Source organism: Parasphaerochaeta coccoides DSM 17374 (assembly GCF_000208385.1).
GTDB lineage: Bacteria > Spirochaetota > Spirochaetia > Sphaerochaetales > Sphaerochaetaceae > Parasphaerochaeta > Parasphaerochaeta coccoides.
The window spans coordinates 940,611-960,946 of sequence record NC_015436.1 but is presented as its reverse complement, the minus strand read 5'-3'; the positions used below and the strand labels follow the sequence as shown (position 1 = coordinate 960,946).

Sequence of the window (20,336 nt, the reverse complement as noted above, 5' to 3'; positions counted from 1 at the left end):
CATGGGTAAGAGACAGAAAGCGGAAATGCTCGGTTTGGTGCAGAGGATTATCCAGGCATACAATGATGAGAAGCTCACCTTTGAGGCCATCGAGCAGATGTTGCGTGACGAGGGATACGACATCTCACGAGAGGCGATACGCAGGACGGTCAAGAGCAACAAGCAGATCGCCAGCGAGCTTGAGAAGACCCGTACAGAGACTGTCGCGCTTATTGATGCCATCAGGGACAATCCGAACACGGATACCAACGAGGCCGCAGTCGACTGGCTGATCACCAAGTCCTTTGAATACATCAAAACCATCGAGAATGTCAATTTCAAGGATCTGCCCGAGATGTCCACGTTCATGAACAGCATCACCCGCATGAAGGGGCAGCTCGTCAAGCAACGGATGGATTACAACAAGGTCTTTGAGAAAGTGAAGCAGATGGTCATCGCAGACCTACAGAAAGCACTGGAAGACTGGCCTGAACTGTACCAGCAGCTCTTTACCATCGTCACGAACCTGGAGGCTCCGGATGTCGGCTGAAGACATGAAGGCGCAGGATTACAGCATACTCTTCAAGATGCTGGACATGGATCGCACAAAAGCCATGTCCGTGGCATCGTCCCAGAATGAAGTCCGTTCTCGGCACGAGAAGTTCAGGACTGACATTGGCGGATTCATGAAGTATTATTTTCCTCATTATATCAGGCTGGAGCCGCCGTCATGGCAGCGTCTCCTGTTCTCTATCTTCGAGAATACCCAGTTTGATAAGAGAGGAAGGCCCTATTGGATCGTGACAGAGAAGCAGGCCCGGCAGCTTTCAGCAGTACACCGCAAGGAGTTCTCCCATATTCCACACCAGGTGGATATCCTGCGTGGTCTGGCCCTCTGCGCGCCAAGAGAGCAGGGCAAGTCCACCGTATTCGCCCGCCTGCTCATCCTCTGGGGGCTGATCTATGGATACTTCCGTTTTGTCGTGCTGATTAGATCCAACGATGCGCTTGCCGGGCAGTTTCTTGATGACACCATGGTCGAGTTCGAAGACAATCAGCGGCTCCTGGCGGATTATGGGAACCAACGAGGCAGTGTCTGGAAAAGCGGTCAGTATCTTCTGAAGAACGGCGCTGCCTTGGTGTCTATCGGTCGTGGTGCCGGTGTACGTGGTCTTGTCAGCAGGGAGAAACGTCCGGATGTGATCATCCTGGACGACATTACCACTGACCAGGACAAGAACAATGTCGCCACCTTGCATAAGATCTATGACTGGATATCTTCAGCAGTTTTTGGACTGTCAAAGAATGCGGTCATATTCACCTTGAATACCATTTATAACGGAGAGGATCCCCAGTCGACCATCCTGAAGAAGATCGTGGCTCAGGAATTGCCCGGATGGGTAGGGGTGAGATTTTCCGCTGAGATTGAGGATGGCAAGAAGGCTCTCTGGCCGGAGTACTGGCCGCTGGCTGCGCTGCGGAAGAAAAGGATGGAGGTGGGATCAAAGACGTACAACATCGAATATCTGTCCATCACCACCGATGACGGTACGAAGATTTTCAAGGCTGAGCAGATGCTGTATGTTCCCGGAACGGAGATATCCATTCCTGACTATGAGATTGCATTCGGGGTGGACCCGAACGCGGAAGGAAGCGATGATGCCGCTATCGGTGTTCTGGGACGGCACAGGCAGACTGGAGGCTTTGTGACGTTCGAGCTCTGGTACAAGGACTATGGGACCATCAACCAGCTGGTGGACGAGATGGTGCGGCTGTGGCGTGTCTATGCTCCCCGGATTATTGGTTTTGAGAATGTCGGATTCCAGAACGTGTACATGAAGCTTCTCCAGGAGATTCTCATGCCCCAGCATCTGAACCTGCCGCTCATCGGTGTCGAGGCACGGATGAGCAAGGAAGCGGGAGCGACCATGATCCAGCCTTTCATGGAGAATGGGTCATGGCGTCATCATATGAAGCTTAAGGACAGCCTGTCCATGCAGCGTGTGTTGCAGTTCCCGACCAAAGGGGTGAACGACGGGACTGTGGATGCCTTGAAGCTGGCATACCTGGCACTGACCAGGGGAACCGGACAGCCGACAGGCCAAGCAGGGCGCAGACGACCTTCGGCACTGCCGGGACTCATAGGGAGGTATATGAATGGCTAAGACGCAGGCACACAAGAAAGACCCGCAGCTGTTGCTGAAAGTGATAAAGGATTCCTTGGTCATGCAGTATCTGCCCAATCCGGATGAAGCGATCAGGCGCAATCCCAAGGGGCTGAAGCTCTATGATGAGATGCTCCAGGATCCTCGCATCAGCAGCCTTTTTCTGGACCGGCGCAATGCCACGCAGAACCTGCCGCTCAGTCTGTCCAAGGCGGAGGATGTGGCCGTGAAGGACTATGCCGACCGCTATCTGTCTGAGAAGAGCCTGCGCAAATGGTCAAGCTACCTGCTGACTGATTCTCTCAAATATGGATTCCGTCCGGCAGAGATTGTCTGGCAGAAAGATGAGGATGGCTTCTATTACATTGATGCGCTCATCGGCCATGACATCAACCGGTATCGCTTTGGTGATGACGGGCAGATGTACTACGACCAAGGGAACACGCTGCTGGAGCAGCCGTATAAGTGGATCATCCATCGCATCGAGGGGGACAGGTATAACGCTCCCTATGGTCAGGCATACATGAAATCTGTCTACTGGGTCTGGGCTTTCAAAAAGCTCGGCTGGCAGTACTGGCTGACGGCGACTGAGAAATTCTCCGTACCCTCGGTTTATGCCATCTTTGACCAGTCTGATCCAGGAAAGGCCAGGGAAGTGGCCGCAGACCTTGCAGAAACTGTCAGCCAGATGGTCGGTGGATCGTCCGGAGCTTTTGCAAATGTGAAAGCCATCCAGCAGATTTCCATGACCGGTTCTGTTGCAGACTTCGACATCCTCATCAAGGCATGCGACCTGCAAATCAGCTACGGCATGACCGGCCAGGCTCTGGCAAATAACGTCTCCGATACCGGAACCCAAGCATTGGGCACGGTCCAGGAGAGGACTAAGGCTGCGGCGTATGAGAATGATGCACGGGCCCTGGCTTATACGGTGCAGCGCCTCATCGCCATGAGCATCGAACTGAATTTCGGTCCTGATGCTGATGCTCCGGAGTTTCGTTACGATACCGGGGATTATGCGTCTTTTGCCGATGTCGTGACTGCCATCAACACGGGCATCCCGGTGTCAAAGGCCGCCCTGTATGCACGGTACAATCTGCCGGAGCCGGAGGATGATGAGGATGTATTCACCCGTCCGGAGGGCATAGGGATGTCCATGACACCATCCTTGGGGGCATTTGACTTCGCCGATATGGGGACGGGTAAAAAAAAAGTCCTCAGGCCGATGATGATACTGACCCGGTCATTGAATCCGAAGCGGTAAAAGTCGGGCAGGTCATTGCCCAGGAAGAGACATATCAGGAGAAGATTAAACGCTCTGTAAACACTGAGTTGCAGGCGTTTATCGAGCGTTTACAGAAATCTCCAGGGCTGTTGAAATCCGGGGCCTACAAGCCACAAGCCAATGATAAACTCATCCAGGATACCTATGAGTTACTGATGAAGTCATGGCTTTTGGGTATGATGCATGCCCATCACGGTCGGAATCCTGACTTTGCCGATTACGACGTATCATTCCTGGATGAATCCCTGCCGTTCGATGCCGCCGTTGAATGGGCGCAGGGCAGGGTGACTCTTACTCCTGCTCACTATCGCAGGCTCAGCGACCACATGAAGCTCCGTGCTTTCACGGTCGGTCGGCTGACTCAGCTCGACATGGTGGAGAAAGCCAGGCGGATCTATCAGAAGCAGCTCTCAGGACAGAACGCGTCCATGACTGATTTCGTGAAGACCCTTCAGGCTGATGCCGATGGCGTTGGTTACGCAGGATATTACGAGATGGTTTACCGCACGAATATCCAGACGGACTACAACGCGGGGCGGGCCATGGAGATGGCGAACAATCAGCCAGTGGCACTGGAATTCATCGGTATCGAGGATAGCCGTCAGAGTGACATCTGCGCTTCACGCAGCGGAGTCATCCTGCCGTACAATGACCCTTGGTGGGAGAACAACTGGCCGCCGTTGCATTATAATTGCCGTTCAACCGTCCGAGCAATTTATCGGGAAGAGGCTGAATCAACCGGGCTCATGGGGAAACTCAAGAGTGTTTCTTCAGATTCCTTGAAGGTCGTGGCCCATGCGGAAAAACCGCAGGGTAGTTTTGGAAAGAACCCTGCTCGTAACAACCAGTTCTGGAAAGTGACGGCGAGTGAGAGATTTCGGATCAACAAGGCTCTCATCGATGAAGAACTGAACGGGATAGTCGGACAGACGATCTGCAAGGATTTTGACCGGATCATACCGGGATATCAGAATGTGCCGGTTGCCAAGGGTGGGGTACGGTATCCGGATGCTTTGCCACAAGATGAGCTGAAGAACATCGAGATAGCAAAAACACTGGTCGAAGACAAAGGATACTTCATCGAGTTGCGACCAAATGAGGCACTACAGGGGAATGTGCAATATGACGGCTGGCTGAACGGTCTGGAACGGATTGAAATCAAGGACTTTGTCACTGCCAAACGGAGCACTATGAGTGGAGAACTTGCTAAGGCTGCGGAACAGGCGCCGAATGTCGCGGTTCGCATCCATCACCGGGGACAGATTGATGATTTGATCCGTGCTCTGGGGACGAGGGTTCCTGAACTGAAGAAAGGTGGACGGACAATCTCAATGCTCGGAGTTATCTTCGATGGCAAAATCCGTTATCTGACGTGGGATGATCTACAGGATGTCGGGAGCATCCAGAAAATATTGACAGGACTGAGTGACTGAGGTACATTGGCTATGGGCGAAGAGCGGTGCAATCACGGTTGTACCCAGTAGCAAAAGGAGCTTCCGGAGGGGAGCTCTTTTTTTATGCCCTTCAAAAACGGCCTACAATCTACCCCGTTTCGGTAAGTCGAGTAATTCCATCACTTTTACTACACCCCCCCGTTTATAAACACGATTAAACACCTTTCCTGCAAGATATGTCTGCATGTACTCATGACGGTCTGCCATGAAACCGTCATTTCCCGGATTTTCATCAAAAACCCGTTAGATTCCGTGCCTTTCTGATTTGGTACGATTCTCCTGAAGATGAATTCGCAAATGAAGAAGGAGAATTCGCATGGATGATAAAAAACTCAAGCGCATGGAGATTGCCAAGACCGGCAGCTTCGGTGCCGACGGGGCGACAATCACACTCAAGGATCTGAGGGATGTGGTTGAGACTTTTGACGGCAAGGGGCCGGTCAGCCTGGGGCACTACATGACAAAACAGGACTGGTGGCCGTCCTGGGGCAATGTCGAGTCTATTGACCTGGTTGAGAACCCCAATGGTATTGACGGGGTCATGCAGGCTGATGTCTCCCTGAATCCGGAGCTTGCCCAGGCAATTGATGAAGGCTTTTACACAGGCTGGAGCATCAGCATGCCGGCCCGTGCGACAGATGGAAAGAAGTATCTTCATCACCTGGCCATGCTGGGGTCTGTGCCTCCTAAGATCAGGGATTTGAAGATTATCACGGCTGTGGGCAGTACAAAGCCTGACAATGCGATTGACGCGACAGGCGAGGGAACAGCCTTCGGAGATTACTCATATTTCAACTTTGCTGATTTCCCCAAGGAAGCTCCGCAAGATACCAAAACGTCGGCAGCGCCCCTTGCGTCGAATCCTGATTTTGCCGATGTCGAGAGACAGACGGCAAAGGCAAAGAAGATCTACAAGGAAGGAGTGAAGGCACAGCTGGTCAGTGCTGTCGGAGACAAGTGGCCGACAGGAATGAAAGGAAAGCTGGAAGAGTTTGCAGACCTGCTCATTGAGTCACATGACTATGAGTTTGCAGATGACGGGCAGGCAGGAAGCTTGGTTCAGTTCTTCATCAATCTGGTAAAGGGCATGAACGGCAGCGTACCCAAGCCGGGACGTATGACCGATTTCTCGGATTCCGGACGGGCTAAGCCGGATGTCGCAATTGACCGGGCCGGCATGGCCCAGAAGTTCTGAAGAACGGGAGGCCGACGCATATGCAGGCATCAAAGACAATGACGATTGAAGTCAGTGAGATTGTGGATGGCAGACATCCTGCGCTCATCATCAGGAAAGAAGCAGTGAAGGGCAAAGGTCAGATTGTCCCAGGGCAGATCTTGGCAATCAAGGACGGCAAGGTGCTGCCGTATGTGAAAGGGGACAGCACTGCCGGTACAGCTTTCGGTGTTGCAACCACGCCCGCTGATACTGCCCAAGGAAAGGATGACGGGGTGAATGTCCTGGTGCATGGTACCTGCCGTGCTGCGCTGGTAGTGACCGGCAGCGGTGTAGCGGACCAAGCGGATCTGGATGCCCTGGCTCTCCGAGGTGTCTGGGCTTTCTGAGAAATTCCGCCCAGGCAGGAATCATACCAGACCGGCCCGGCATGGGCCGAAGATATAAGGAGCATATATGGACCTTCTTGAGTATCTGAAGACGTACTTCACCGTGGGTACGATTACCAAGCTGATTGAGCGTGCGACTCCCGTACGCTCGGTGGTCTTTGACCGGGTATTCCCCCAGCGCACGACAACACCGTTTGTCCGTGTCAGGACTGATGAAATCCTGAAGAGGACAGGGAATGTCGCCGTTGTTGCAAGGGGAAGCTCTGCACTGGCTCTGGGCGGTAGCTCACGTGTCAGCACCGAGATTGAACCCATGCCGATCCGTCTGAGTGATTTCATCACCGGGGCACGGCTCAACGACCTGAGGAGCCTGTACGGAACCGGTGATGAGCGAGGACAGCAGCTTGTCACATCTTTCCTGGACAACATGACGCTTGACCTTATGCGTGCCACTCATCTGACTCGGAATGCACTCTGTGCACAGGCTATCAGGGGCAGGATTGACTACATGATGCAGACCGATGGCGGCGGGTATGAACGCTACCAGGTTGCCTATGGTGACGGGCAGACGCAGACATTCACTGTGGAGAAATCATGGAATGAGCCTGCATGCAGTCTGATGCAGATTGTGGAAGACCTGGACAGGATGGAGACTCTGATTATCCAGGCCGGCTTCTCCGGTGAAGTCCATTTTCTGGTTGGCTCCAAGGTATTCTCATCTGTGGCTGGCAAGATTGCAGGACTCCAGAATGACGTGCGCATTGCCGCCAAGGTTGAGAAGAATACGCTCATCATCAACGGTTATGAGCTGGTCAAGGATGCCGTCACTTATGTTGACCGGGATGCTTCCGGCCAGGAGGTGACCAAGCATGAAGTCGGACCTGCGGAGATTGTCGCGTATGCTGACGGGGTGCCTGAGCTGACGTACTGTGCCATTGATGATGTGGATGGAGGCCTCGATGCCCTGCCGTTCTTCAGCAAGCCGGTGAAGGTCGACGATCCTTCGGGTTACAAGGTCATCAGTGAGTCCAAACCGATGCCTCTGGTCAGTGCCAAGGGTTTCTGCTGGGCGACCGTCTTTGATCCTTCAGTTGCAGCCGATCCTGCTGTCTCGATTACTGCCGAGACCGTGACTATCACAGAAGAAGAGAAGACATACACCCAGGCAGCTCTTACGGCCCTGACAAAATCCAGGATCCTGGAGATTGCAGCGGAGCGGGGCTATGAGATGACGACGACCGATGATGATAGCAAGGCCGACATCATCGCTGAATTTCTGACGTTGCAGGCTGCAGCACAAGGCTGAGGAGGAAGATAATGGACGGCAGCATCATCACAGCTGAAGACCTGAAGGCTGAAGTGAAAGCATACAACTACAAAGCGCTCACCGGTGGTGATGATGCTATTGCTGTCCGAGCCATTGAGAAAGCTACGCTGTGGGCACAGGCAAAGGTCATGGCAGCTTCAGGATCTTTTGAAGCAGACACTCCGATAAACCGGGAGATTGTGTTAAAACGGGCTCTGTATGAGCTGTACTCCTATGGGGAGAATGAAGCAGTCGCCGCAGATAAAAAGGACGATGCACTTGAGATTCTGAGAGCTGTCTATGGCAATGCCGTGGATGCAGCGGGGTATCAGGCGGCAGGCGGGGGTGTCTCCCAGACTTCTCTTCCTGCCTCTTCGGTAGTGAAGGGACGTATTTCCCGGGAGCCACGTCATGAAGATGACATTCACCGTCAAGTGTGAGGGGCAGCTCTCTGTAGCGGTTGGTCATGACTTCTATGCCAGGGCTGGACAGTACATGGTCTCCTCAACGCTGCGCAAGATAAACGGTGGGATCAGACCGACGAATGCCCCGCTGACCGTCGCGATCAAACAGGGCTCTCGGACACTGCGGGATAGGGGACAGCTGATGTCCTCAATTTCCAGCCGGGTTGAAGGTGATGCTGCAATAATCGGGACGAATCATCCGGGTGCTAGGCTCAACCACTTTGGAGGTACCATACACCCAAAGAAAGGGAAGTGGCTGTGGATTCCGGCTGGTGGTAGGACACGCCGGCTGCAAAGGCGGTATGGATTCAGTGCGACCCATATCATCTCCGGTTTGAAGCGAGATGGCTATAAGGTCTGGATGGCGAGCAGGAAAAAGACAAGCGGGGCATTCATGGCACAGAAAGGCAGGGGTAACCCGTTCGTGGTTTTCATCCTGAAGAAATCTGTAACCATCCCTGCCCGGCCGTTCCTGTTCGTTGATGATCTGGATCGTGATGTGCTGTCCCGGATGCTTGCTCAGGAGGTGAAGAGGTGATTCAGAAGATACGTGATGCATTTGCCATATGGTTCAAGGAGAAGACGGGAATCGCCGTCCTGTATGATCCTCAGCCGGTGACGAGTGCTGAACCAGCGATCAGGATGGTGTTCACTGGCGCAAGCGAACAGGGCGCCTCCCGTGATGTCCTGACATTTCAATTCACCATAGTAGGAAGCGGAGATGGTCCGGATTTCTTTCTGGCAAGCATCATCGAGGTCTCCCTCAAAGTTCAGGATGTGATGAACGACGGCCTTGAAGGTGGTCGCAGATACTTTGACATCGATGTGCCAGGAAGGACTGAAAAAGTACGGGTCACGTTCACAGGGATTTCAGATAGCACCGGTTCGTTCACACAGAATGAATTTGAAGAGACGGAAACCCGACAGTGGCGGTACACGTATGTGGAGCCGCACGTTGTCAGGTTTGATTTCCCAAGATCATTGAGAAGAGAGGTATAAGAATGAAAATCACGAGTACGGACGGGCGCAGCGGTTTCTGCAAAGAACTGCTGGAAGTCACCAAGGCAACGGCAAGCTACAGCGGTGGCTTTGCATTCATCAAGGCGAAGGGAGTATCTTCATATTTCGACACATTGCTGGACGCGTCGATTTCCGGATCGAAGGTTCTGCCGATAGGAGCCCCTGTTCATGTCCCGGCTTGGGCGGCAGCGGCACAGTCTCCCTTGACTGAAGGAGATGTCATCATTCCGATTGATATGTCAGTCAGCTGCTGGACCACAGATGTGGCGCGGAGCAGGCAGGAGGGGACGGTCGACCTGACAACCCAGTGCGATGTGATCAATGGTCGCCGGACCGTGGTCGGAGACGGAAACATTGTAGACAGCGGAACGATCAGCGGCCTGTTCGATACTGAGTCTGACATGCAACGCGAGCTGGAGGGGCTGTTCAGCAAGCGTATCGTTGACAGTGGAGCAGGATCTGGCAGGAAGGTATCTTTCATCCCACGGCAGAAAGACAAGACCTACTGGCACTGGATGGCGCGCAGGGAGATGTCAGAACTGGGAGAAGTTGAGATCACCATCTTCAGAAAGATGCGTATAGCCCAAATTGATTCCGGACAGCCAGCTACCGGAGGAGTGCCGTTCAACTTCAATTACGAGACCCAGGATGACTGGCAGTATGAGAAGGTGGTCACGGCATGAAGATAAACGCCCACTCATCCCCTGACGATCCGAAGAAGCTTGTCTTCACGGATCCAAAGGGGAATGTCATCGAGAATCTCCACCAAGTTTCTGGTGGAGATGTCCGGATTACTGACTCGACCATCGAGGCTGTATGCATCGTCAGGATTGACCGCACGGTCGCCCCTGATACTACTCCCGCAAAGAAGGGAAAGGAGAAGCTGAAGGATGAAGATAAATCTGACGCGCCGACGGACCTGGAGTCCTGATTTCTTGGGAAACGAGCAAAAACCTGAAGCTGAGCAGATCAAGGTTGAGTTTACGAAACCGAATGCGAACCAGCGTGAGACCATGCAGCGTGTCATCAATGCCCGGACCCCTGAAGGCAGGCTTGCGGCATACACGGAAACGGACATTGCCCTGGTCATGCGTGAATGTGGTGTCAGGATTTCAGGGCTGACAGTTGTCGAAGACGGGAAAGAGGTCCTGGTGACAACCGGTGAAGAGCTGTGTCGGCTTCCGGATGATTATTGCATGCTGCTTGCAAAGAAGATTGCATTGAAAATCTTGGAATTGGATCTTGATGAGGCCGTACTAAAAAACTTGCTCTCGGCTTCCACTGCTGTCTGAAAGGCTGGGCGTATCAGACCATGTCGTCCTGGTATGATAACCAGCCCTTGCTCGTCCGCACCGGATTTTCAATCACCCGGAAACAGATGAAAGAACTGCTCACCGCCGACCTATGGGATGCTGTGAGACTCTGGTCTGACTATAAGAAGTTTGGACTCTTTCATGGCGAGGGGCCCGCAGGAGAGAACGCAGAATACATCATGCTCATCCGGGCATTTGAGAGTGAATATGACGAAGTGGTTGCCGAAGCTTCAAGAACAGAGAGCCGGTGAGTCCGTTTGATTCGAGCCACCGACTCTCTGTTAAACTGTGCCTGAGGTGGGATATGGCACTTACTGTGACAGAAGAACTGAGGCTCATTGTCCAAGCGGAAACTGCAGAGGCAAAGAAAGCCATTGAGAATGTTGAAGAAGCTGTCAAAAATCTGAAAACAAGCTTGGATAGCAATGCTGGCGCACAGGAAAAACAGGCGCAGGCTGCCAAGACCTCGACAGATCAGGCAAAGCAACAGAAGAAAGCAACCGATGAGAATAAAAAAAGCCAGCAGGACTTCACAGGTATCCTGAAGAGCTTGACATCAAAGTACTTGTCAGTCGCCGCTGCCATCGGGCTTGTCACGGCAGCGACCAGACAAGGAATCAAGGACACCATTGAAGAGATCGAAGCAAACGCACGTCTGCAGGCGATGATCGATGTCACGGGCAAATCCCGCGACATTTCAGTCCGCCAGATATCCGAGATTGCAACTCAGGTCGAGAGACTGACCAATATCGATGATACACAGCTGAAGAATGCCATGGCGGCTCTCCTGCCGCTTGAGAATATCGCTGTATCCCAGATGGAGCGTATCGTGCTCTCCGCGGCAAATATCTCAAAGCTTATGGGCACGGATATCACCTCCGCAGTCCGGGATCTTGGCAGGGTACTGGAAAACCCGGCGACAGAGATGGAATCGCTCAAAGAATCCGGCATCTTCATATCAACGGAAATCAAGAACCAGGTCCTGGACCTGATTGAACAGAACAAACAATATGAAGCACAGATTCTTCTGCTTGAGACAATAGAAGGTCGGGTCGGCGGGGTTGCTGAAAAGATTGCACAGACGAATCCCGGAAAATGGACGGCGTTCTGGAATGCCTTCAAAGAGAGCAGCCAGGTCGGATGGAAAGGTGTCATTGGCTCTTTACCTGATGTGTCACGGCTGACCGCTTTGCTCCAGAAAGATTCCGACCGTACCCGGAGACTCCTGGAGTTTGAGGATCTTGCCAAGTTCATTGCTGCGGGAGAGTTCTCAGATGTAAAGAACTGGAATCTTGATGAAGTGCTGCATAGCCTGGAGATAATCAACAGCAACAACTACAATAAGACGGAGAACTATAAGAAATTTGTAAGCATCCTTCAGAACATCCTACCGATCAAAGCTCAGGAAGGCATGTGGGAGGAGCAGAAAACTCAGGCTGCCAAGGAATCCCTGGGGAAGGAGAAAGAACGCGCGACAGTACTTGAGGAACAGGCTGGCCTCACTGCGTCTCTATCAGCTCTCTATGGACAGACGGACGAAGGGCGGAAGACGGCTCTTGAAGCGGACCTGAAGAAGTTACAAGAACAGCAGGCGGCTGATCAGCTCATCCTGGACTCATACCGCCATGATCCGGAAGCGGATAAAGAGATTGTCGCGGAAGTAAAGAAGCGCATAGATTTGTATGCAGCGGTTATCGCAGCAAAGCAAGCTGAGCTGGACGGCATGCAACCTACGATTGACTCTGATACGCAGACATACATTGAAAAACTGTTCGACGGAGGGGATGCCCGCTCATTCAGCATGGATATCCCCGTCGGCTTTGACTTCGGCCGTACTGAGCTACAGACGCTAGAGGAGCAGCTCTCATCAGTAAAGACCCAGATCACCAAGATGTGGTCAGCGGGGGCGGAAGAAGGCGACACCGGGGAGTGGAAAGAGAATCTGGAGATTCTCTCTGGGACATATGATGAGATAGCCGAGAAGATCGAAGTCATCAAGCATGGTGAGAGCCTGCGTGCTGAAGCGGAAAAACTCATTGCATCCCTTATGACTGATGAGGAGAGGAAAGCCGCTGAACTCGCCGCATATCAGAAGACTTTGGATGAACTGGAAAAGCAGGGTCTGTTGACCGCCCAACAGAGACAGGAACTTTGGGACAAGGCGGTCGGGACAGCAGAAAAGGAGCTGACGGTCGCCCAGGCGGTCAATGAAGAAATGGCAAAGATGGGGGAATCCCTGAAGAAACAATTCTTCACTGCTGATGCCCTAGGCTCAACTGCGGCAGGGGCATTTGAGAGTATGGGTTCCGCCATCGCTTCTGGAGGTAACGCCCTTGATGGCTTTGGAGATTCCATGGGGCAGTTTACACAGCAGGTTCTCTCCCAGATTTCTTCCAGTGCCATAGCAGCTGGTTTAAGAATTATTGCGGAGACTGGCTGGGCCGGGGTTCCTGTTGCCCTGGGACTGTTCGCACTGGGCGGTATCACCGGAATGTCAGCGGGTCTGATGGGTGGTGGGACTGGGATAGATGATTCAATCACACAGTCAATGCAGGATGAACTTGAGGCCCGGCAGAAACTGGCGGAAACAATAAACTCTACAATAGATACTGAATATGACCTGCTCAGGCGGCAGCTTGATCGAAACCTGATTGATGTCGTCACATTTCGTGAAGGGGCGGGAAATCTACAGCAGCAGCGCAATGAAGCCGATGCCCGGACGGGGCTGTCAAGCGCAGCCATAGCCAAGGTGAATGCACTGGACGCCGAGCTGAGCGGCATGTCAGGGTGGGATAAGTTCTGGAGCGGACGTGACGAGGACATCACAAGTGAAGTGTCCCGCATCAATGCCATGTATGCCGAAATCGGGACGGCATCCCTGGACAGGCTGCGGGAGATTATGAGTGAGCTGGAGAAGCTGGGAGTGAAGACAGGAAACGTTCCAGCCTTTGCTTCTGGAGGCGAGTTTCTTACGACCGGACCTCAGCTCATCATGGTCGGCGATAATCCCGGAGGGGTGGAGCATGTGAGGATCCGGCCGGTGTCTTCACAGTCCCCTGGTATGTCTTCAGGGGCAACAGAACCGCCTAATGTCATCTATATACAGGGTGATGTGTACGGTATAGATGACCTATACGGGAAGCTTCAAATCGCTGGCGTTAAGTTAAAGGCGAGAGGGGCATGAGATGGTAGAAGAAAATATCCGGATATTGCTAGGAGCTTCTCATGACTATGATATTTCCTCTTCATTGGTCGCAGGGTCATTCTCATTGAAAAGGACACTGTGCGATGCATCCTTCAAATCGACGCTCAACTCCATACGCTTCAGCCTCATCTATTCTGCTGAGATTGTCTCCTATCTGATGACATCTACACAGAGAATCCCTATCTTGGTTTTTCTCAATGAACAATCGATTTTTGAAGGGAAAATGGATCCTCAGCTGTCAACATCCTGGCAGGGGATGGACATGGGGCCATTGAGCCTTGAGGCCGTTGATTTTACGGTCGACCTGAATGTTTCTCTGAAGCAGTCAGTAAACTGGCCGGAAGATGTTGGAGGAGATTCTTTCTGGATTTTTAAACGCTCTGATGTGGAACACAGCATCCTCTACAGACTGCTGAAACAGGCAGGTCTGGAAGGGCGCATTGCCTCTGATGCTCCGGATATCAGCAAGCGGGTCAGACACTTTGCGGCGTCAAAGGGTGATGCGACATATAGGAGCCTCATAGATGCCCTGGGACAGGATTTCGACTTCGTACTTACAACCACTTCATCCGGCCAGTTCATTACTTGGGAATGGACCGTAAGCGGGAATCTCTCCCAGGCTGGACTCCTTACAGATGATGACATACTTGCCAACCGTGGAGGGACAGGCCTGACAATCTCAAAGAGGTATGAAGCCTACGACGGAGTGAAGGTTACATGGCCCAAACTTAAAGTCATGTCGGATGCCCTGCTGTGGCGCGGCAATCTGCCGGTAGGGGACACATCTGACCCGACCCCTGGGGAGGCGATTGCGGCAGGTGACTATTGGCCGGAAGATTCCGACATCATTGAGACTTGGCAGAAATTCGGAGCCGACTATTTGGATACCTCATATCTCTCCGGACAGACACGGTTGCAGAATAAAGACCTGGGCCTTGTCAGCAGCAGTAATCACTATATCAAGGATATCAAAGACGAAAGCATACAGCTTGATCCCATCCGGCCAGGCATCACCGCTGTGGTGTATGAAGCCCTTCAGGCACAGCTGCGCTACAAGAATTATGGCTCATCTGCTGCGAAACTCTACTGGGCAGAAATCTGGGGAAAGGCATTGGCCCGGGACAGCTTGATTGAGACGTGTTATCCAGAGCTGCCAGAAACTCCTTATATCCATAAGGCTGGTTACATCACGGATTCTGGTGAAGCTGAAAGACTGACAAATACTTTGTGGATCCGTTTCAGCCAGGGAATCTATGATATATCTTTCCGTTCATCACAGAGCTATGAACCAGGTTCAAGAAAAAAGATAAAACTTGAAAACGGTTGGGAAGGTTATGTCATCATCATTGGTTGCTCTAGGGCATATGACTTCAACGGGATCAATTCATATACTGCGGTTAGTGTTCAGGGGGGATTGGAAGTCACACCCACCACTACAGCGCATCAGAGTAGTGGAAAGTCAGTATTACCCGGCAAAGATGGAGAACCAGGAGAAAAGGGGGAACAGGGACTCACAGGAGCTGACGGCAAGAGCTCGTACTTCCACCAAGCATGGGCGAACAGTTCTGATGGAACGGTTGGGTTCTCAACGTCTGTCTCGGCAGGGAAGCTATTCATCGGTACCTATTCCGATTTTACGTCCACAGATTCTACCAGTCCTTCATCGTACAACTGGCAACCAGTCAAGGGCGACAAGGGCGACAAGGGAGATAAAGGAGAAAGGGGAGAGAGGGGCTTACAGGGGTTGCAGGGAGAAGACGGAGTACAGGGCATTCCCGGCGTTCCAGGGGAAGATGGACTGACGGCCTACGGCCACATAGCCTACGCAGACACTGAACAGGGTGGGGGCTTCTCGCAGAACCCTGTGGGTAAGGCATATGTGGGATTCTATAGCGACCACAATCCGGCAGACTCTATCGACCCCTCTGACTACAACTGGTCTCTTATCAAGGGAGCTGACGGAGCGCAGGGGATACAGGGGCCGACAGGAGCTGACGGCAAGACATCGTACTTCCACACTGCATGGGCGAACAGTTCTGACGGAACGGTCGGCTTCTCTACAACTGCCTCGGCAGGGAAGCTATTCATCGGCACTTATTCCGATTTCACGGCCGCAGATTCTACCAGTCCTTCATCGTACAACTGGCAACCAGTCAAGGGCGATAAGGGCGATAAAGGAGACCAAGGTGAACCCGGTTCATCCGGCATTCCTGGCTATCTGGGTGTATCGACTTCCGGCCTGACGCTCTCGGTCAGGGGCTTTGACTCTGATGGAAACTTTGGAGCGGACACAGGATATATCTATGCTGGATCACAGAGGATTTCAGTCATCGGTACCGACTACATCTGCACAGGCCAGGGACAGGGCTACATTCTCATCGACCAAGGCGGGGTGGTGGCCTTTGCCCGACTTCAGCCGCAGTCCGTTGGAAGTAATGCCTGGATGGAGTGGCAGAATTTCAATTCTGGAGATATCATTTCTGGCAGTTTCGTTGTCGGGCAGTTTGCAGTCTCCGGAGAGATTCTTTCCGCCGAGATGATGACTGTGGTCAGTACAGACCGTTTCATTTCGCAGCAGGCGATGGCGATTATGCAGGGCTCTGAGTCTTCCCTTGATACAAACTTGAACCTCTGGGCTAAAGCGTTAGGCATTGAAAAACTGTTCGAGCGGGTGGGAGCCATGGAGGCGTTCGTAAACAAGCTGTTCGCAAACCAGGTCGAGGTCATAGGCTCGATATACTCCGGCTATGACGCCGCAGGGAATCCTCCTTCGGATGGTTCCGGCTGGTGGTTGGGACAGGGGCAGCTCAAAGCGGTCCGGGCAATTCTGAGGGACATCATTGTTGAGACGTTGGATTCAGATGGCCTGACGCCGGTGCTCAAGACGCAGCGTGCTGTCAAGGGAGAGACGAGAGAGTCCGCTCCGGGGAAGACGTTGTGGTCTACAGATGCACTGTACTCAGCAGTGGCACTGTCGGTAAGCCAGGACTTGCAAACCATCTCTGGCTCTTATTTGGGAAAAACTATTTCTGGTGGAACGAAACTCGCCGGAACAAGCGCCTTTTTACTAAAGGACCAGTTTAGCGGCAGTCATTCTCAGTGGGGCGAGTATCCTGAACTGAAGTGGTCGTATACCATCCCTGCTGGGATATACGTGTTTTCTTATCGGTTGACTTCTGAGTCACTCTCATCCACAAGACCAGCAACATCTTTGCTGACTAAGAACAATGCGTCTTATGCCTCTTTCTTTGCAAGAGTAAGTAGTGGTGCGTCTATTGGCCCGCAAACTGTGACAGGAACAATCCAGGTCAACCCAGGGGACACAATCAAACTGTTTGTAAACGGAAGTGAATCCTCAAGCGGTTCTGAAACAGGCGGTGCTGGTTGGGTGTACTTCGATTGTCTGTCACAAGCGAGTCATGGAGTGTTTGTAAGATTCTCCGATGGAAACACATCTTTGATATCTCTCGACACTTTCCGTCAGGATAGTTGCGTAATAGGTGCATGGAGTTCTCAAAACAACCTGCATTATATCTCCGGTACGGACTTCTACAGTGGGCTGTCAAGTCTCCAGATCGGTATGGATACGGCAACCAATACGGCCAGTTCGACCGTTGCACTCACTCCCGCCGGGGGAAGCGCCAAGACCCTCACAGGCATAGCAAAGGTCACACGGAACGCCGATGGCATAACCTTTGCCAATGCGACTGAATCTGTGACTATCCAGAATTGGGGTGGCACCGGTTCAGCGGTAGGAGTATATTCTGCCGTGTCTTGTAGTGTGCAGTTACTCTCCCAGAGAGCACAAGTCATCATGAGCAATCCAACTCCTGCAACCAGTACTACAAGTCTGGGAACATCGGAGGAGCCGTTCTATGGGGGATATGTTTCCGATGCATTGCGAGCGGTCGGAAATATTCCCATGAATCTGGTGAGAGCATGGGGTGTGTGGTCCAACGGACTTGTTGCAGATTTTAACGTAAATACATTCCAATATAGAGGAACTGGTAAATGGTCTGTTGTCTTTGATAATCTATTGCCAACAACAAACTATGCTTTATTTGTTGTTGGCATCCGAACGGACGAACCGAACGATTATGCTGTTATCGGCCAGATGAGTACTCGTTATACAGAGAAATGTAACTTTACTATCAACCATAACGCATCGCTGAATGGACATACAAACTTTGCCGTTCTGGCTATCGGATAGGAGGAAGTATGATTGGTGTGATGAAAACCGATGATGGCGTGATTCTTATATATCCTTCTCAGCGGAAGATCAAGGAACTCGTTGAGGAGGGGATGACGGAAGATACAGCTGAGACGCAGATTATCAGCTCCGCAGGAGATGTCGCCATATTTGATGATGATTCCAGTTTTCCTCATTCTGCATTACGTGATGCTTGGACATTGTTAGACGGGACGGTAGTAGTGGATGAGAGTAAAATGATTTCTGTCGCTCAGGAAGCTATCCGCATCTGGCGTACCGATAAGATTTCAGATGCTGGACATCAGGCTGACAATTTGTTCCAAGAATGGCAGCTTGCTCTGTCTGATGGCGAAGATGTGAAAGAAAAGCTGGCAGCATATAGAGAGACAAAAGATTACTTGGACTATCTTCGGAACTTGCCGGAGCAGTGCATAGGAAAAAGTGCGGAAGAACTTACTACACTTCTTGATGAACTTGGAATATCATGATTGTGAGGTGATAAAGTGAAAAAGGTTGGAGGAATCTTTCTTGTTGTTTTCAGTATTTTGTTTCTTGCCGGGTGTCCAGGAGAACCACCTGTAGACCCTCCGGTATATCCTTGGGCAGGGTTCTCTCGTAGTGAGACTATTGATCCTGCTACTATCTTGGGAGAGGTTAATGAACTGACGGCATGGTATGATCATTCCATCTATGACGAACAGATGTCTGCACCTTCCCGTTCTGTTCGAACTATTGATGACCTGACCGAAGATACATCAGACAGAACGGCTGAACAAGCAGTTGTATATTGGGTACTTGATGAAGAAGATTTTGGCATCAGTGCTAAGATTAATGACATACTGTATCCTGCTCATTCTTTTGATGAGCTTGATGAAATTTTAGTAGATTTAGGAGTTTTGGAGACGGATACGTTCCCTGTTAATTGGTGGATTGGTGAAAAGACTGATTTAGTTACAGGGGAAAAGCATCAGGGCGCAGCCATGGGCTATGGTGTCGATACAATTGGATTCAAGCCGGCTGTTGCGAGCTGGGATACTGATTTGACGGTCTTCTTCAATGAACCAGAATATGATTATGTACGGGAACGTTTTGTAGATGGGGAACAGGTCATAGAACTTTTTTTCACACGAGAGTTGCCCCGTTGGCGTGAGTCCTTAAGTAAATACATGCAGAGTTTCAGTGGCTTGTGGATTTCTACAGAGACAGGAGAAATATGTACATCAGCTGTTAATTATGCTCTTACGATAAATTCTGATGGTTATGCTGTCATCGACAAAATCATTATCAACAGTCATAACGACCTTGTCGATACTCCTCTTGCGGGAACTATAACTGACTATATAGGAGCAGAATAGAATCGTTCAATGGGCAAATTATTGTATGTTCTAGCATGTGGAACTGTCCTCGCCGAAAGATGGGGACTACTGGCCTGTTCAATCATATCTAATTGCTTTGTTCTTCAATATGCTATTTGTTTTTCGATTTGATAGCTTTTTAGTGTTCCTTTTCTATTAAAGAGAGAACCTGAATGAAGCAGAAACTTCCCCATGCGGATGTCCGTCACTGCAAAAGTGCAGCCATGGAAAATGAAGACAGAGGTGCTGGTTGGTAATTATGATATTGAGAGAGCTTATGGTCCATTCAGTATCATTGAAGCTAAGGATGATTGATTTCGCAATTTCTCACATCTGATTTCGCGAAATACTATGCTGTAGAAATAAACACTCAGTAAACAATATGGATAAAACAGACAAAAAGGTGTTTAATCTGGCGTTTACTGGGTGTTTAACTTTTTTAAACGTTCTGGATGTTAAACAGGTTGGATGGGTATGCGAGCTGTTTTAAACGCTTCTTTTCGCAAAATTATCAGTGTTTCTTGGATTAATCACTATCAATCTATTCTGGATTCAACAACAATAGTTTCTTGAGCGCCGGAGTCAGTGATGTGGCGGTACAGATCATGAATAACGGACTGTTGGGGATTGTCTGTATCATCCAAAAATGATGCTGTAGAGTTTGACTTAAAGGAAGAGAGGGGTTATTGTAGAAATACAGGAAGGAGACACGCTGTGTTGTGGCTTGGAAACGGGCTTACCAAGAAAGAAGAAAAGATAGTTATTTGGGTTCTTCTTTTGGGTTATTCTTCCCCCATCTGGATTCCTGTACTCATTTTCCTGTTGATAGCTATCTTCCGTTAAGTCATATCTATAGCATCCTTTCCGTTGGAGGAAAGGATGGCTAAACAATCAGATGTCAAAGTCAATGTAACGGTAGAGACTAAGCAAGCCTCTGATGCCCTGAAGAACATATCTTCCCAGATTGATCAGATTGTAAAGAAGCAGAACAATCTGGTATAACAGTCTGCTGTTCCA

Annotated in this window: 19 protein-coding genes; all 19 read left to right on the top strand. The window is 51.1% G+C overall.

Going from position 1 to position 20,336, the window contains the following annotated elements; all coding sequences use genetic code 11:
• Position 1 precedes the first annotated feature (1 nt).
• The 19 genes from SPICO_RS04220 (at position 2) to SPICO_RS10510 (ending at position 20,321) form a co-directional block, all read left to right on the top strand.
• Entirely contained in the window at positions 2-529 is a 528-nt protein-coding gene (locus SPICO_RS04220; RefSeq protein ID WP_013739439.1) for a phage protein Gp27 family protein, read from the top strand.
• A complete protein-coding gene (locus tag SPICO_RS04215) occupies positions 519-2,144 on the top strand; it encodes a phage protein (RefSeq protein ID WP_013739438.1) in 1,626 nt (541 codons plus the stop codon). Before SPICO_RS04220 ends, SPICO_RS04215 begins: the two co-directional genes overlap by 11 nt.
• Positions 2,137-3,408 (top strand): phage portal protein family protein, encoded by a 1,272-nt coding sequence (locus tag SPICO_RS04210; RefSeq protein WP_013739437.1) that lies wholly within the window; start codon positions 2,137-2,139, stop codon positions 3,406-3,408. Before SPICO_RS04215 ends, SPICO_RS04210 begins: the two co-directional genes overlap by 8 nt.
• Positions 3,409-3,584: 176 nt before the next feature.
• Complete coding sequence (locus tag SPICO_RS04205) at positions 3,585-4,862, top strand: phage head morphogenesis protein (protein WP_013739436.1); 1,278 nt, start codon at positions 3,585-3,587, stop codon at positions 4,860-4,862.
• A 337-nt stretch (positions 4,863-5,199) separates the two neighbouring features.
• Complete coding sequence (locus SPICO_RS04200) at positions 5,200-6,078, top strand: hypothetical protein (protein WP_041395047.1); 879 nt, start codon at positions 5,200-5,202, stop codon at positions 6,076-6,078.
• Between the two features lie 20 nt (positions 6,079-6,098).
• Entirely contained in the window at positions 6,099-6,446 is a 348-nt protein-coding gene (locus SPICO_RS04195) for a hypothetical protein (RefSeq protein WP_013739435.1), read from the top strand.
• A 67-nt stretch (positions 6,447-6,513) separates the two neighbouring features.
• Positions 6,514-7,752 (top strand): major capsid protein, encoded by a 1,239-nt coding sequence (locus SPICO_RS04190; RefSeq protein WP_013739434.1) that lies wholly within the window; start codon positions 6,514-6,516, stop codon positions 7,750-7,752.
• Positions 7,753-7,763: 11 nt separating this feature from the next.
• Positions 7,764-8,192, top strand: coding sequence for a hypothetical protein (locus SPICO_RS04185; protein ID WP_013739433.1), 429 nt, complete (start codon positions 7,764-7,766; stop codon positions 8,190-8,192).
• Positions 8,164-8,754 carry a phage virion morphogenesis family protein gene (locus tag SPICO_RS04180; protein WP_013739432.1) on the top strand — a complete coding sequence of 197 codons (591 nt, stop codon included), beginning with the start codon at positions 8,164-8,166 and terminating at the stop codon, positions 8,752-8,754. Before SPICO_RS04185 ends, SPICO_RS04180 begins: the two co-directional genes overlap by 29 nt.
• The gene (locus SPICO_RS04175) at positions 8,751-9,215 is read left to right on the top strand and encodes a hypothetical protein (protein ID WP_013739431.1); all 465 of its coding nucleotides are present in this window, start codon (positions 8,751-8,753) and stop codon (positions 9,213-9,215) included. Before SPICO_RS04180 ends, SPICO_RS04175 begins: the two co-directional genes overlap by 4 nt.
• 2 nt (positions 9,216-9,217) lie before the next feature.
• The gene (locus SPICO_RS04170) at positions 9,218-9,919 is read left to right on the top strand and encodes a hypothetical protein (RefSeq protein WP_013739430.1); all 702 of its coding nucleotides are present in this window, start codon (positions 9,218-9,220) and stop codon (positions 9,917-9,919) included.
• On the top strand, positions 9,916-10,167 hold the full coding sequence (locus SPICO_RS04165; protein ID WP_013739429.1) for a hypothetical protein: 252 nt from the start codon (positions 9,916-9,918) through the stop codon (positions 10,165-10,167). Before SPICO_RS04170 ends, SPICO_RS04165 begins: the two co-directional genes overlap by 4 nt.
• Complete coding sequence (locus SPICO_RS04160) at positions 10,127-10,528, top strand: hypothetical protein (RefSeq protein ID WP_013739428.1); 402 nt, start codon at positions 10,127-10,129, stop codon at positions 10,526-10,528. The genes SPICO_RS04165 and SPICO_RS04160 overlap by 41 nt, the downstream gene beginning before the upstream one ends.
• A 20-nt stretch (positions 10,529-10,548) precedes the next feature.
• Complete coding sequence (locus SPICO_RS04155; RefSeq protein WP_013739427.1) at positions 10,549-10,800, top strand: hypothetical protein; 252 nt, start codon at positions 10,549-10,551, stop codon at positions 10,798-10,800.
• Positions 10,801-10,853: 53 nt separating this feature from the next.
• Complete coding sequence (locus SPICO_RS04150) at positions 10,854-13,733, top strand: phage tail length tape measure family protein (RefSeq protein WP_013739426.1); 2,880 nt, start codon at positions 10,854-10,856, stop codon at positions 13,731-13,733.
• Between the two features lies 1 nt (position 13,734).
• Positions 13,735-17,964 carry a collagen-like domain-containing protein gene (locus SPICO_RS04145; protein WP_013739425.1) on the top strand — a complete coding sequence of 1,410 codons (4,230 nt, stop codon included), beginning with the start codon at positions 13,735-13,737 and terminating at the stop codon, positions 17,962-17,964.
• An 8-nt stretch (positions 17,965-17,972) separates the two neighbouring features.
• On the top strand, positions 17,973-18,452 hold the full coding sequence (locus tag SPICO_RS04140; RefSeq protein WP_013739424.1) for a hypothetical protein: 480 nt from the start codon (positions 17,973-17,975) through the stop codon (positions 18,450-18,452).
• Between the two features lie 15 nt (positions 18,453-18,467).
• Entirely contained in the window at positions 18,468-19,319 is an 852-nt protein-coding gene (locus SPICO_RS04135) for a hypothetical protein (RefSeq protein ID WP_013739423.1), read from the top strand.
• An 879-nt stretch (positions 19,320-20,198) separates the two neighbouring features.
• Complete coding sequence (locus SPICO_RS10510; RefSeq protein WP_013739421.1) at positions 20,199-20,321, top strand: hypothetical protein; 123 nt, start codon at positions 20,199-20,201, stop codon at positions 20,319-20,321.
• Positions 20,322-20,336: the final 15 nt, after the last annotated feature.